The sequence below is a fragment of the Mycobacterium sp. genome, assembly GCF_049278535.1.
Taxonomy (GTDB): Bacteria; Actinomycetota; Actinomycetes; order Mycobacteriales; family Mycobacteriaceae; genus Mycobacterium.
This window is the reverse complement of record NZ_JBAPMI010000117.1, coordinates 1-13,545: the sequence shown is the minus strand read 5'-3', so window position 1 is coordinate 13,545 and position 13,545 is coordinate 1. Positions and strand designations below refer to the sequence as shown.

Below are 13,545 nucleotides of genomic sequence, written 5' to 3'. Positions count from 1 at the left end.
GCTTTATGGCGACATTCCTGCTCGGCGGCTTATCGGGTGTGCTGTTGGCCAGCCCGCCGATCGACTTCCACGTCACCGACACCTATTTCGTGGTCGCCCATTTCCACTACGTGCTGTTCGGCACCATCGTGTTCGCCACCTACGGCGGGGTGTACTTCTGGTTTCCCAAGATTACCGGGCGGCTACTCGACGAACGGCTGGGCAAGTTGCACTTCTGGCTGACGCTGATCGGGTTTCACACGACATTTCTGGTCCAGCACTGGCTCGGCAATAAGGGGATGCCACGCCGCTACGCCGACTACCTGGCGACCGACGGGTTTACCGCGCTCAATGTCGTCTCAACGATCGGAGCGTTCATCCTAGGGGTTTCGATGCTGCCGTTTGTATGGAACGTGTTCCGCAGCTGGCGCTACGGTGAACCAGTCACGGTCGACGATCCATGGGGGTACGGCAACTCCCTAGAGTGGGCTACCAGCAGCCCACCCCCGCGGCATAACTTCACCGAACTGCCCCGCATCCGCTCTGAGCGGCCCGCCTTCGAACTGCACTATCCGCACATGATTGAGCGGCTGCGCAGCGAGGCCCACTTCCTGCGCACACGAGCCAGCAAGCGATAACGACCACTCCAGGCCAACGATGGGGAAACCCTACGGGTGCGCTGCGCTCTCGTTTTGCTCATCATGCGTCGTGATCGCCCGACCGAGTCGCATGAGCTTGATACCCGCGCCTGGCCCGTCCTTGACGGCGGTCCGCTGTTGGGTTGCTCGGCTCGGGGCCTCGTCTATTGTCTTGGCGGAATAGTTGACTGGCGAGTCGATTAGTAAATCCCGCAATTGTTTTCGGCCGCGGTTGAGCCTTGAACTCACGGTTCCTTGCCTGGTGTCCGTCATCTCGGCGATCTCCTTGTAGGAGTATCCCGCAATGTCGGCAAAATACACGGCGGTGCGAAACTGCTCAGGCAAGGCCATCATTGCCGCCTTGAGGTGGGGGTCTGGCAGCATTTCGAGTGCCTGCTCTTCGGCCGACCGAAGACCCCCAGGCGTGCGTGAGGCCGTGGCCACTAGCTGTTGATCGGTGATCTCACTAGCCGGATGCTGTGCGGGACGGCGCTTTTGCCTCCGATAGCTGCTGATATGGGTGTTGATCATGATCCGCCGCAGCCATGCTGCGAGGTTCGTTCCTGGCTCGAATGCCCGACGACCGGCATAGGCGTTGAGCACTGTTTCTTGCACCAAATCCTCCGCATCCGCTCGATTCGAGGTCATCCGAAGAGCTTGCCAATAGAGAGGCTCAAGGAGCGGAATAAGGGCGCTTTCAAATTGAGCGCTCACCGGATCGTCTGGCACGTTTGTACGTTCCGCGCACACGCGACTCACGCTATGTCCCCGCTATCGCGAAAAATATTGGCGCGCAATTAGGTTGGGCGGCTCTTTCCCGCGTCAGGCAGCCACGACCGCAGGTACAGTATTTCTTCGACTCCACAAAAACCTCCGCTTGCCGTTCTGGGGCCAGCATCCACCGCCGCAGGGCGAGTGGTCATCACCCGCCGAGGCAATTCATCCGGGTGAGCGCACGCGCCATTCCCACGAACTCAACGTCGAACAGCGCGGGCATCGACTGCCGTCGTGAACTTGCCGGCCCGAGCCACCGGTCTTGACGATTCGCCTGTCGTTTATCACCCGGGTGAGTGACGGAGGAGGGCGACGACACTTCACCCCTTTGCGCGCCATGCTCTTAACGTCTACATCCGCGCAACCGTGTTCTGTTGTGTGAGACAGCCATCGCCTAGAACAAGGAGGACATAGTGAGCGCCGCCAGGAGAATGCTGGAGACCTATCCACGAAATCTAGGCCGGATCGATATAGCGAAGCTGGTCGCGTGTATCGACGCCTGTATTGAATGCGACCAAGCCTGCACAGCGTGTGCAGACGCCTGCCTCAGTGAAGAGGACGTCAATCACTTAACCAAATGCGTGCGTACTTGCCTTGATTGCGCGGATGTCTGCTCGACGACCGGCCGCGTTCTGTCCCGGCACACGGACTACGACGCCAACCTGACTAGGACGGTCCTTGAAACATGCGCGACGGCCTGTAAGACAAGCGCAGACGAGTGTGACAAGCATGCGCCAAAACACGAGCATTGCCGCGTGTGCGCCGAGGTATGCCGTCGTTGTGATTGGGCCTGCCGCGACCTTGTTGAGGCACTCGGGTGAGACAACCACCGAGTGTGACCTTGCAGATACAGAATGGAGACGGCGTTGATGGGGATTTCTGAATACGACGACGTGCAGGCCCATCTGCTCGAACCAGAAGAAAGCCTGGACTCCGAACAGACTGGCATCGACCTCGACGAAGGGTACTCACCACCGGAACGCCCGCGTGAATTGCGTGCGTGGGGTCTCACCACGAGGGAAGCGCGCACCCACGAAAGTCTGGCGCGCCGACTGGCCCGTGAGGTGCCCGACGTGACAGATCAGTGGGATGGCGACGGAATTGGTGATAGCGCCGACAGCGATGGTGAGCGAATCGACGATCAGGTCGGTGACATGCGCGCAGGTCGGCTCGTCGCCTTTGACGTCGACCCTACGGATCCTGCTACGGATTACCTTGCCCACGACGTCGGCATTGACGGCGGCGCCGCCTCGGCCGAGGAAGCCGCCATGCACATCGTCCCCGATGAAGACACCAACCCCGCTGGGGGATGGCGTCTTTGATGACCGGTCGTCCGGCCAGTTGGTGAGGTTTGAGCTGTGGTGACCCGCATTGTGATCCTGGGCGGGGGCCCGGCCGGGTACGAGGCGGCACTAGTGGCCGCCGCACACGGTCCCGAGATGGCCCAGGTTACCGTCGTGGACTCCGATGGTGTCGGCGGTGCGGCCGTGCTGTGCGACTGCGTGCCGTCGAAGACGTTCATCGCCTCTACCGGGCTGCGCACCGCATTGCGCCGTGCCCCGCACCTGGGCTTCGACCTGGATATCGCGGACGCCAAGATCTCGTTGCCGGAAATCCACCAGCGGGTCAAGATGCTGGCCGCCGCCCAGTCCGCCGACATCATCGCCGACCTGCTCAGCATGGGCGTCGACCTGATCGCCGGTCGCGGTGAGTTATTGGACGCCACGCCCGGGCTGGCGCGCCACTGCATCAAGGTGACCGCGCCGGACGGCACCACTACGGTGCGAGACGCCGACGTGGTACTGATCGCGACCGGCGCCAGCCCGCGGGTCCTGGCGTCGGCGCAGCCCGACGACGAGCGCATCCTGACCTGGCGCCAGCTTTATGACCTGGCTGCACTGCCCGACCACCTCATCGTCGTGGGCTCAGGTGTCACCGGCGCCGAGTTCGTCAGTGCCTACACCGAACTCGGTGTCACGGTGACGGTGGTGGCCAGCCGGGACCGGGTGTTGCCATACGAGGACGCCGACGCAGCGTTGGTGCTGGAGGAGTCGTTCGCCGAACGCGGGGTCCGGCTGGTCAAAAACGCCCGCGCTGAATCGGTCACACGTACCGACGACGGGGTTCTGATAACGATGACCGATGGCCGCGCGGTCGAGGGTAGCCATGCCCTGATAACCATCGGGTCGGTGCCGAACACCGGTGGCCTGGGCCTGGAGCGGGTGGGCATCGACCTGGGCCCGGGCGACTACCTGACCGTGGACCGGGTGTCACGGACATCGGTGCCTGGTATCTACGCCGCCGGGGACTGCACCGGCCTACTGCCATTGGCCTCGGTCGCCGCGATGCAGGGCCGGATCGCGATGTATCACGCGCTGGGGGAGGCCGTCAGCCCGATCCGCCTGCGCACCGTCGCGGCGACAGTGTTCACCCGGCCCGAGATCGCGGCGGTCGGTGTTCCGCAGTCGGCGATCGACGACGGCTCGGTGCTGGCCCGGACCATCATGCTGCCACTGGAAACCAATGCGCGCGCCAAGATGTCGGAGCTGCGTCACGGCTTCGTCAAGCTCTTCTGCCGGCACGCCACCGGCGTGGTGATCGGCGGTGTGGTGGTCGCCCCGATTGCCTCGGAGCTGATCCTGCCTATCGCGGTGGCCGTGCAGAACCGCATTACGGTCAACGAGCTGGCGGAGACGTTCGCCGTCTACCCGTCGCTGTCGGGCTCGATCACCGAGGCGGCCCGGCGGCTGATAGCCCACGATGATCTGGACTAATCTCTTCGACACGGAGCACCAATGAGTATCGTCAACAAAGGCTTTCGCGGACGTCGCGCTGAATCGGCCCCCGAGTTGCCGCCCGGCCAACATCTGACCGCGGACTTCCCTGTCCTGCAAGCAGGACCAACTCCTAAGATCGATCTCGATCGCTGGCGGTTCACCATCCGCGACGCGCGTGGCGCCGAGCACGTATGGACCTGGGCCCAGCTGAAGCTATTGCCCAGCGAGCGGCTCACTGTCGACATCCACTGCGTCACTACTTGGTCCAAGCTGAATACCAAGTGGGAAGGCGTTTCTCTGGACACACTGTTCGAATCGACCGATACCACTGCCGGGTTCGCACTGGTCGGTTCCTACGGCGGCTACACCACTAATCTTCCGTTGGGCGACCTTCTCGGCGGGAAGGCTTGGATCGTCTACGCGTACGAGGGTGCACCGCTTAGCGCTGTGCACGGCGGCCCGGCACGGCTGCTGGTGCCGCACCTATATTTCTGGAAGTCCGCGAAGTGGGTGAGATCCATTGAGCTGCGCGACAGCGACGCACCGGGCTTCTGGGAGCGGTTGGGCTACCACAGTTACGGCGACCCGTGGCAAGAACAACGCTACGCCGGGGATTGACGACGGCTGTGGACATCGGCGTGAAACCGAAGTTGCCCTGGCGGGTCGCGCGTGTGGTGGACTCTGAACCCGAGACCGCGTCGGCGCAAACGATTGGGCTAACCGTGCCGGGCTGGAACGGCCACCTGGCCGGCCAGCACATTGACCTCAAGCTGACTGCTGAAGATGGGTACAGCGCGCAACGCAGCTACTCATTGAGCAGGCCGGTCGACGGTGAACGCATCGAACTCACCGTGCAGCGGATCGCCGACGGGGAGGTCTCGCCCTACCTCGTTGAGGTTCCCGCCGGGGACGAGATCGAACTTCGCGGACCCATCGGCGGCTGGTTCGTCTGGCGGCCGGACGAGGAGGCTCGGGTTCTGCTCGTCGGCGGCGGATCGGGAATCGTGCCGTTGATGGCGATGCTGCGACAGCGGGTAACGGCCGGCAGCGCCGACTTTCGGCTGGTCTATTCGGTGCGCAGTCCCGCCGACGTGTTCTACGCCCAGGAGCTGGTCCGGCTCGAGCGCGAATGTGGCTGGCTGCAGGTCGCGCTGGCCTACACCCGTACGGCCACACCAGAGACCGCCAGGCCGCCCGGCCGGGTTGGCTACCGCGACCTCGCGCCGACGGGGTGGACGCCCGATCATGGCACACGTGTCTACGTCTGCGGCCCAACAGGATTCGTGGAATCGGTGACCGAGAACCTGATCGAGCAAGGGCATCAGCCGTCAGCTATCCGGACCGAGCGGTTCGGGCCGAGCAACCAATCCAGGAACGAGGAATGATGACCGAACCAACGCACGTCGACGGTAACGCGGCCGCGGGTGCCTTCGCGGACGTGCTGGGATTCGATGTCACCACCGCGACGCTGACCTGCGCGGGATGTGGTCGCGCCGGGGCCTTCGCCGAGAGTCACGTCTATCACCGCGGGCCCGGCATCGTGGTGCGCTGCCCGGGCTGCGACCACGTCCTGGCCCGGCTGGTGCAAACGCCCACCGATGTGTGGCTCGACTTCCACGGCGCCCAGTCCTGGCGTGTCCCGATCCCTGCCCCCTGATGGAGTCCCTCGACGCACTCGCCGGTCGCGTGCGCACCGCCGACATCGTGGACGCAATGGGGCGACGGCACCAACATCGGTGTCATCTCCTCGACCTGGTGAGCCCGACACCCGGTCGCCGGCTCTTCGGCCCCGCCGTGACCATCTCCTACTTCCCGGCGTGCCGGGGCGAAACAACGCGGGCGGGCGGCGACGCCGTCATCCGTACGAGGCGAACCGTTCGGTCGTGGTCGCCGGGGTGGCGGTCCGACCCGGCGACCACGTCTTCGCCGACGCCTCCGGCGCTGCGGTCATACCCACCGGCGACGTGCGCGCTGTACTGCGTGCCGCCAACCAGGTCGCGGTGGAGGACGCGGCGGCCATCGCCACCATCAGAGGCGAAACCCCAACCACATTGGGAGGCAATGAGAACTGACGGGTCGGCACGGGCAGAATTGCGGCGTCCTGGGGGGCGTCGACCCCATTGGCCCGCTCGCCTCGACCGCGCCATGGTCGAGAATCTGCACCGCAGATCCGTCTTCTCGTCGGCCTCTCACCCGGGTGAATTGCACGCCTGGATGACGACAACTCACCCCATGCGCACCGATAGTGGTCGTTGATCTGAGCCGCGACCGCCAACGCCCGGACCACCTTCTCGACCAACTTGCGTTGACGACGGAGGCATTGCGAGTTCGGCAGGGGCTGTGGCGGTGCAACGAGATACGCAGAAGGGAGACCGCATGTTGAATCATGAGGCCACAGCAACGATGACTGATGGGCCAGGAAAGTCTCGAACGACCGACATCGCGCCTCTCGTGGCACGTTATGGTCTGGTCATAGTCCTGGCCTGGTTCGGCGCCATGAAGTTCACTTCCTATGAATCCCATGGCATTTCACATTGGGTGGCCAATAGCCCCTTCTTGAGTTGGGTCTACAACATCATGTCCATCGACGCCTTTGGTCGATTGAACGGATCAATAGAATTGATTGTGGCAGCACTGCTGGCCGTCAAGCCGTGGTTCCCAAAGGCTTCCGTGGTGGGCGGCATATTCGCCTCGCTGTTCTTCGTGAACACGCTGATTTTCATGATCACGACCCCCGGCGTCGGCGAGGCGTCTGCCGGTGGCTTTCCCGTTTTGTCCGCCGACGGGGAGTTTTTGATGAAGGACATCGCGAACCTCGGCTTAGCGCTGTGGCTGCTGGCGGACGCGATCGACGCAACCCGCAGGCGGGCGACGCTCGCCAAGACGGCCTGACATTCCCCGCTGATGAAGTTGCGTGTGACGAGGAAGCCGGCGTCCGGCCACTTCTCGATGTCATACGCCGCCATCAACGTGAAATCTTGCAAGCAGGAAATGAACTGGGCGCGACATTCGTAGAAGAGCGCATGGCTGAAGTTTCGCGCCGGGACAGCACATCAATCGCAACAACCATGTCACCGACAACCAACGATGAGAGGAAACCCCCGCATGGCCAACCCCGAATTCTTCGATACCCCCGGATACGGCGAGATCGCCCGTACCCGCAACCGCTACCGCCAAGCTCTACGCATCGACCATCGCATCGAGATTTCCGGTCAAGGCGGCTGGGACGCGGACTTCACCTTGTCGGCCACATCCCTGGAGGATGAGATCGTAAAGGCCTGCGACAACGTCGAAAAGACCCTCGCTGAGGCGGGCGCCAGCTGGCGCGACGTCGTGAACGTCCACTCCTACCACGTCCCCACGGCCGATGATTCCATTGGTGCTGAACACATGTCGGTGATGGTGGACCAGTTCCGCAAGCGGTTCGGAGAGAGTCTGCCGCTGTGGACTGCGCTGGGCGTCGAGGCGCTCGCACTGCCCGGCCAGCGCGTCGAGATCGAGGTCATCGCCATCGTCGGACCCGGCAGCAAGTAGACCTCGGTACCAGGACGCGAAGTAAGCCCAGACAATGCTGGCTCCTAACGCACTTCTTAGGTGAATTGGGTTGATTGACAATGGTTGTCGGCGTCTAGATGTGTGGCCGCCGGCGTGATGGCGATGCAGGTTGCATCCGCACTTCCAGTTGCCATTGGGACCGGCCGGGCTACGCCGAGGATGGTTGCCTGATCCATGGCCAGTGCCGCCGGACATGGCCCGCGGCCAAGGGCCGCAAAAGTCGATGACTCACCCCTGCAACGGAGGCACGCGTGGATCGAATATTTCATGCCCTGATCGGTGACCCGCCAGGTGCTTTCGATGCCGCCATCAAAACCTCGACCCTGTTCCTCACGGCCGCGGTCCTATTTCGTTTCACGGAGCGGCGCACCCTCGCCGAATTCGCGCCGTTCGACTGGATCGCTGCGGTCGCCGCCGGAGCCATCGTCGGTCGGGCTGCCACCGCCAGCGATACCTCGTGGCTCAACGCAACCGTGGCGCTCGTTTGCCTACTTGTCACCCACGCGGTACTAGCGAGATTGCGCTTCATTCCGGGGATTCGACGTTTCATCGATCCGCCTCTGAAAGTGCTGATTCGCGACGGACACATCGACCGACGCAACCTGCGTCGATGCGGTCTAACCATTGCCGATCTCGAGGCTGTACTACGACAACACGGACACGAAAGCGCCGATCGTATTCACCTCGCGATCTTCGAAGCCAAAGGTGCTATCTCCATCCTGTTAACAGATCGGAAGCGGTGATCTGAACACGGACCCCCCCGGGTGCGGCATTAACGCTCGACGTGAGCAACGGACACGTCGAGCACCGCACCAGCTCGTCTAGAGGTAGTCGCGAAGCTCGTGGATCAGAGCCGACTTTGCGCGCGCACCCACCAAGCGGGTCGTTGGTATGCCGTCCTTGAAGACAATCATCGTGGGAATCGACGCCACCTGAAACCGCTGAGCAGTCAGCGGGTTTGCGTCCACGTCAAGCTTCGCCACGGTCAATTTATCCCCGTGGTCGATCGCGAGCTGTTCGAGGATCGGTGCGACCGCGCGACACGGACCGCACCACGGGGCCCAGAAATCAACCAGTACCGGTGTGGGGCTCTCGAGGACATCGGTGGTGAACGAGGCATCGCTCACGGTGAGTGGCCGCTGTGGTGTCATGAGGGGATCTTTCCTTTCGTGGCAATGGAATCTATTGCGGGACAGTGCGGTTGGCTCAGCCAGCGCTGGGCATCGAGTGCGGCCGCGCAGCCGCTGGCTGCGGCGGTGACTGCTTGGCGGTAGCGACGGTCGATGAGGTCGCCGGCGGCGAATACGCCCTCCGCGGAGGTACGGGTCGTATCGCCTTTGGTCAGGATGTGGCCACCGGCATCGAGGTCGACGAATCCGATCAAGAGATCTGAGCACGGCGTCTGGCCGACCGCGACGAAGACGGCCGCGACCGCGATGGTGGTATCGCCGGCGTGGCGCGTGTCGCGTATGCGCACCCCGGTGACGTGTTGGCCGCCGTGTACGGCCAGCACTTCGGTGGAGGTCAGGATCGCGACGTTGGGATGTGCCCGTAGGCGAGCGATGGCGATGGCTGATGCCCGTAGTCGGGGGCGATGGTGGACGAGGGTCACATGGCGGGCCAGCGGCACAAGATGAAGCGCCTCTTCAACGGCACCGTCGCCGCCGCCGACGACGGCGACGTCACGTCCGGTGAACTGTGCGCCGTCGCGTTTCGCGCTGATGCTTACTCCGTGGCCGAGGAGCCTGCGTTCGCCGGGCACGTTGAGGGGCCGGGGGGCCGAGCCCATAGCAAGAATCAGGGCACGGCCGTGGTACTGGCCATCGCGTACGCAGACCGTCTTGGGCTCGTCGCCGAGATCAAATCTGTCGACGTAGCCTGGGCGTAACTTGGCGCCGAAGTGTTGTGCTTGTCGGCGCATCGCGTCGGCCAGCGCGGGACCCGAGACGACTGGGCCGACACCGGGGTAGTTGTCGACGTCCCCGGCGATCACGAGGGCACCGCCGGGCTCATGGCCTTCGATGACAAGGGTGTCCAGCCCGGCCCGAGCCGTATAGATCGCCGCGGTGTATCCGGCTGCGCCTGACCCGACGACGATGACATCACGAATCCGGGTTGTGTCGGCCATCAGTCGGCGGCCATTCGTTGGCGTGACCGCGGACCGGCGCCGAGTGCATGCCGGATGACGGTTGCGGTGTGGGCCGGTTCGAGAGCGACGTGCGGCAAAGCGTGCCTGCCTTCGGTGTTGTCAGAGGTTGATGGCGTGCCCGGTCAAAGCGTGGAAGCATTCCTGCAGTCCCTCGCCGAGCGTGGGGTGGGTGTGCACGTTGCGGGCCAGCTCGGTGGCGGTCAGGTCCCAGAGTTGGGCGGCGGTCAGTTCGGGGAGTAGCTCGCTGACTTCGGCGCCGACGAGGTGAGCGCCGAGCAGCTCGCCGTGGGCAGCGTCGGCGATGAGTTTGATGAAGCCGGCCCGTTCGCCCAGGCCGTGCGCTTTGGCGCTGGCTTGCATGGGAAACGTGGCGACTCGAATATTACGGCCGCTGGCGCGGGCCTGGTCTTCGGTGTAGCCGAAGCTGGCGACCTGGGGTTGGCAGAAGGTCACGCGTGGCATCATGCGGTAGTCCAATGGCATGGTCGGGGTGCCGGCGATGGTTTCGGCGGCGATGATTCCTTGGGCCGAAGCGACATGGGCGAGTTGGACTTTGGCGGTGACGTCGCCGATCGCGAAGATGTGGGGAGTCGAGGTGCGCATGTCGTCGTCGATCTCGATTGCCCCGCCTGTTGTGAGGTGCACGCCCAGCATGTCGAGGCCGAGGTCTTCGACGTTGGGGCAAAATCCGATACAGATGAACGCGCGGGCGGCGTCGACTGACGTGGTGTCGCCGTTGCGGTCAGTGTGGGTGACGGTGATGTGGTCGCCGTGGTCGATCACCGAGTCCACCCGGGTGCTGGTCTGGATGGGGATGCCGCGGCGTCGGTATTGGCGGGCCAATTCCTTTGAGACGTCGGCGTCTTCGTTTGGGAGTGCGCGGTCGGCGTACTCGAGAATTTGGACGTCGACGCCATAGCTGTTGAGGATGTAGGCGAATTCCATGCCGATTCCGCCGGCGCCGATGATGATGATGGACTCGGGTATTGCTGCGTCGAGGATCTGCTTTTCGTAGGTCACAATGTTGTCGCTGAGGGTTACCCCGGGCAGCATCCGCACCCGCGAGCCGGTGGCGATGATTGCGTTGTCGAAGCGGAGGCTGGTGGTGCCGCCGTCTCGTAGCTGTACGTCGAGTGTGTGGGAGCCGCTGAAGCGGCCGCGGCCGTCGATCTCGGTAATCTTGTTTTTGCGCATCAGGAAGTGCACGCCGCGGACCCGGGCGTCGGCGACTTCGCGGCTGCGCGACACGGCACGGGCGTAGTCGAGGTGGACGTCACCGCAGATACCGAACTCGTCTGCCTGATGGGTCAGGATGGAGGCGATCTCGGCATTGCGCAGCAACGCTTTTGACGGAACGCACCCCGTGTTGAGGCAGACCCCGCCCCAGTAGCGTTCTTCGATGATCGCGACGGTCATGCCGAGTTGGGCCGCGCGGATGCCAGCGACGTATCCGCCCGAGCCGGCGCCCACGACCACCAGGTCATACTGGCGCGGGACTGGTGTGCTCATCACGCGGTGCCTTCCTGTGATGAGTAAAGCGGCTGTGTCGGTTCATCTCTCAACGGCGTGCTGACCACGGGTGAGAAGCACCGCCGTACTGGCCAGTGATGTTTTGTGGGTCAGGTCGGTAGCTAAGTCGCGGTGTGACCATGCCCAGGGCATGTCGCCCAGACTCAGTATTCGCGCAACGGCTGCATTGGTCATTACAAGAAACAGTGACTCTGAGGCGATCGCAACGACGACGGGTACTCGTGACATCAAGCGCGCCATGATCACTGCCGAGGCTGCGAGTAGGCTCTGCGTCGTTTGGCCCATAGCGATGCGGGCTGGTCCGCCAGCCACGGGGTGGCCAGTGAGCCTTTCCATGATGCGTACGGGCAGGTCGCTTCCCGGCCGGCGTGTCAGCGCGATCTCTACGTGTTGGGAAGCGGTCATCGCGGCGCTAGCCGCCGCTGTCCGGGTAATGAGGCCGGCGCCAGCACGTTTCACTGGGCGCATCAAAGGCCTCCTTCCATGGATCCGCTGCCTCGCCGTCGTCGCGGGCCAAAAGGTCAGGCGGGCGGCTTTATCGACTCTCAGCGTGCTGCCGCGCCGGGTGAGATGTCATCACCCATGAGACCGATTCACCCGGGTGACGATGACCTACGGGCAAACAGGAACCCGCGAGTCGGCGATGCGCTCATCGAGTGAGTCATGTAGATCCGAGCTTGGCCCAATGGGCGTCGAGCCGCCCCTACAAGCCGCAAAGGTGCGCTGAACTCCTGGTGGGCTACTGGGTAGCGTTGGTGTCCAATCGTTCTCAGACACGCAATTGGCATATTTGCTCATACCAAAATCGCTTTTGAAAGGTTCGGGGCGGTGTACGCGCATACGTCTTCTATTCTGCACCAACGTTTTCCAAAACCACTGCGACTGCCTGCCCCGAGCCGATACAGACCCCAATCACCCCGTAGCGGGCGCCTCTTTCAGCCAATTCGGTGGCCAGCGTCAACAAATAGCGAGTTCCCGTGGCCCCAAAGGGATGTCCGAGCGCAACCGCGCCACCATTGGGTGTCAGCTTGTCATCGGGCACCACGAAACCGTCCAGCTGGTTTGGCAATTCCCGCAGCACCCCCAGCGCCTGGGCGCTGAACGCCTCGTGCACCTCCCACACGTCGATCTGCTCGGGGATAAGTCCTGCCCGGCGGATCGCGGCCGGGATCGCCCATGCAGGGGCCACGCCCATGATGAGGGGGTCGATGCCATAGACCGCACTCGATACCACTCGGGCCAACGGCTCGACGCCGAGTTCGCTGGCTCGCTCCCCGGAAGCGATGACTACCGCACTGGCACCATCACTCAAAGGCGAGGAGTTGGCCGCCGTCATTTGGGACGTGCCGGGCTGGGCCGGTAAAGCCGCCAGCACCTCTGCGGTGGTGTCATCCCGGATGAACTCATCATGTTCTGCCAGCCGGGCAGCTGTCTTTTTGGTCGCCGGGATCGTCACGGGCATAATCTCTTTGGCTAGCCGACCTCGATCACGGGCAACCTTGGCGTGTTGCTGGGATCGCAGTGCGAAGGCGTCAATCTCCTTGCGGTTCAGCGAATAGCGGTCAGCGACATTCTGCGCGGTCTCGATCATGCTGATGTAAGCGTTGCGGGCCAGCAACACCGGGTTCGGCGGTCCTCCAGCGCCGCTCCACATGGTGTCGAGCATGAGAACCGGACCTCGGGGACTGAACGCGGCGTCACCCTTCATCAACGCCCACCCCGATCGAGACATCGACTCGACACCACAGGCGATACCCAGGCCGAGGTCGCCGGCCTTGATCGCGTGGCTAATGGTCACCGCCGCGCTTAGTGATGATCCGCAAAATCTGTTCACGGTGGCACCGGCCGCGGTGTCAGGAAATCCGGCAGCCAACGCCGCCCACCGGGCGACGTCGCCCATGCCTTCGTGCGCAGGGTTCACGCAACCCGCGACGATGTCTTCCACAGCACCGAGCGGCACACCGAGCCGGTCGCAGGCGCCCTTCATCGTCATACCCAGCAAGTCATCCGCCCGAATACCCGACAGTGTGCCGCCATAGCGAGTGAACGGGGTTCGTACACCCCCCAAAACATAAGCCTCAGTCATCGCCACCCTTTCGCGTGCATCGGATCGGAAGGTCTCATGCAGCCGTTGGCAGGAGGC

Annotated in this window: 16 protein-coding genes; 11 read left to right on the top strand and 5 right to left on the bottom strand. The window is 63.5% G+C overall.

The window, feature by feature from the left end; all coding sequences use genetic code 11:
- A partial coding sequence (locus WAO18_RS07590; protein ID WP_422205192.1) for a cytochrome c oxidase subunit I occupies positions 1-617 on the top strand: 617 nt, incomplete at its 5' end.
- Between the two features lie 30 nt (positions 618-647).
- Here the strand turns inward: WAO18_RS07590 and WAO18_RS07585 are convergent.
- Positions 648-1,346, bottom strand: coding sequence for a sigma-70 family RNA polymerase sigma factor (locus WAO18_RS07585; protein ID WP_422205191.1), 699 nt, complete (start codon positions 1,344-1,346; stop codon positions 648-650).
- 476 nt (positions 1,347-1,822) lie between these two features.
- Between WAO18_RS07585 and WAO18_RS07580 the strand changes: the two genes are divergently transcribed.
- The 10 genes from WAO18_RS07580 to WAO18_RS07535 all read left to right on the top strand — a co-directional run bounded on the left by WAO18_RS07580 (position 1,823) and on the right by WAO18_RS07535 (position 8,466).
- Positions 1,823-2,212: a four-helix bundle copper-binding protein gene (locus WAO18_RS07580; protein ID WP_422205194.1), complete on the top strand. Its 390-nt coding sequence runs from the start codon at positions 1,823-1,825 to the stop codon at positions 2,210-2,212.
- A gap of 33 nt (positions 2,213-2,245) precedes the next feature.
- Complete coding sequence (locus WAO18_RS07575; protein ID WP_422205189.1) at positions 2,246-2,713, top strand: DUF5709 domain-containing protein; 468 nt, start codon at positions 2,246-2,248, stop codon at positions 2,711-2,713.
- 36 nt (positions 2,714-2,749) lie between these two features.
- Positions 2,750-4,165, top strand: coding sequence for an NAD(P)H-quinone dehydrogenase (locus tag WAO18_RS07570; RefSeq protein WP_422205188.1), 1,416 nt, complete (start codon positions 2,750-2,752; stop codon positions 4,163-4,165).
- A gap of 21 nt (positions 4,166-4,186) precedes the next feature.
- Positions 4,187-4,786, top strand: a complete 600-nt coding sequence (locus tag WAO18_RS07565; RefSeq protein WP_422205186.1) for a sulfite oxidase-like oxidoreductase — start codon at positions 4,187-4,189, stop codon at positions 4,784-4,786.
- Positions 4,787-4,794: 8 nt separating this feature from the next.
- Positions 4,795-5,553 (top strand): ferredoxin reductase, encoded by a 759-nt coding sequence (locus tag WAO18_RS07560; protein ID WP_422205185.1) that lies wholly within the window; start codon positions 4,795-4,797, stop codon positions 5,551-5,553.
- Positions 5,550-5,825 carry a DUF6510 family protein gene (locus WAO18_RS07555; protein ID WP_422205184.1) on the top strand — a complete coding sequence of 92 codons (276 nt, stop codon included), beginning with the start codon at positions 5,550-5,552 and terminating at the stop codon, positions 5,823-5,825. Before WAO18_RS07560 ends, WAO18_RS07555 begins: the two co-directional genes overlap by 4 nt.
- A 160-nt stretch (positions 5,826-5,985) precedes the next feature.
- The gene (locus WAO18_RS07550) at positions 5,986-6,240 is read left to right on the top strand and encodes a hypothetical protein (protein ID WP_422205183.1); all 255 of its coding nucleotides are present in this window, start codon (positions 5,986-5,988) and stop codon (positions 6,238-6,240) included.
- Between the two features lie 304 nt (positions 6,241-6,544).
- A complete protein-coding gene (locus tag WAO18_RS07545; RefSeq protein ID WP_422205181.1) occupies positions 6,545-7,060 on the top strand; it encodes a YkgB family protein in 516 nt (171 codons plus the stop codon).
- A 213-nt stretch (positions 7,061-7,273) separates the two neighbouring features.
- A complete protein-coding gene (locus WAO18_RS07540; RefSeq protein ID WP_422205179.1) occupies positions 7,274-7,702 on the top strand; it encodes a Rid family hydrolase in 429 nt (142 codons plus the stop codon).
- Between the two features lie 272 nt (positions 7,703-7,974).
- Complete coding sequence (locus WAO18_RS07535; protein ID WP_422205177.1) at positions 7,975-8,466, top strand: DUF421 domain-containing protein; 492 nt, start codon at positions 7,975-7,977, stop codon at positions 8,464-8,466.
- A 78-nt stretch (positions 8,467-8,544) separates the two neighbouring features.
- Here WAO18_RS07535 and trxA read toward each other — a convergent pair whose 3' ends face one another.
- The 4 genes from trxA to WAO18_RS07515 all read right to left on the bottom strand — a co-directional run.
- The gene (gene trxA / locus WAO18_RS07530; protein ID WP_422205175.1) at positions 8,545-8,874 is read right to left on the bottom strand and encodes a thioredoxin; all 330 of its coding nucleotides are present in this window, start codon (positions 8,872-8,874) and stop codon (positions 8,545-8,547) included.
- A complete protein-coding gene (locus WAO18_RS07525; protein WP_422205173.1) occupies positions 8,871-9,851 on the bottom strand; it encodes an NAD(P)/FAD-dependent oxidoreductase in 981 nt (326 codons plus the stop codon). The genes trxA and WAO18_RS07525 overlap by 4 nt, the downstream gene beginning before the upstream one ends.
- Before the next feature lie 120 nt (positions 9,852-9,971).
- Positions 9,972-11,381, bottom strand: a complete 1,410-nt coding sequence (gene lpdA, locus WAO18_RS07520) for a dihydrolipoyl dehydrogenase (RefSeq protein ID WP_422205171.1) — start codon at positions 11,379-11,381, stop codon at positions 9,972-9,974.
- A gap of 868 nt (positions 11,382-12,249) precedes the next feature.
- Positions 12,250-13,545 (bottom strand): thiolase family protein (locus WAO18_RS07515; protein ID WP_422205169.1); only part of this gene is annotated, 1,296 nt, incomplete at its 5' end.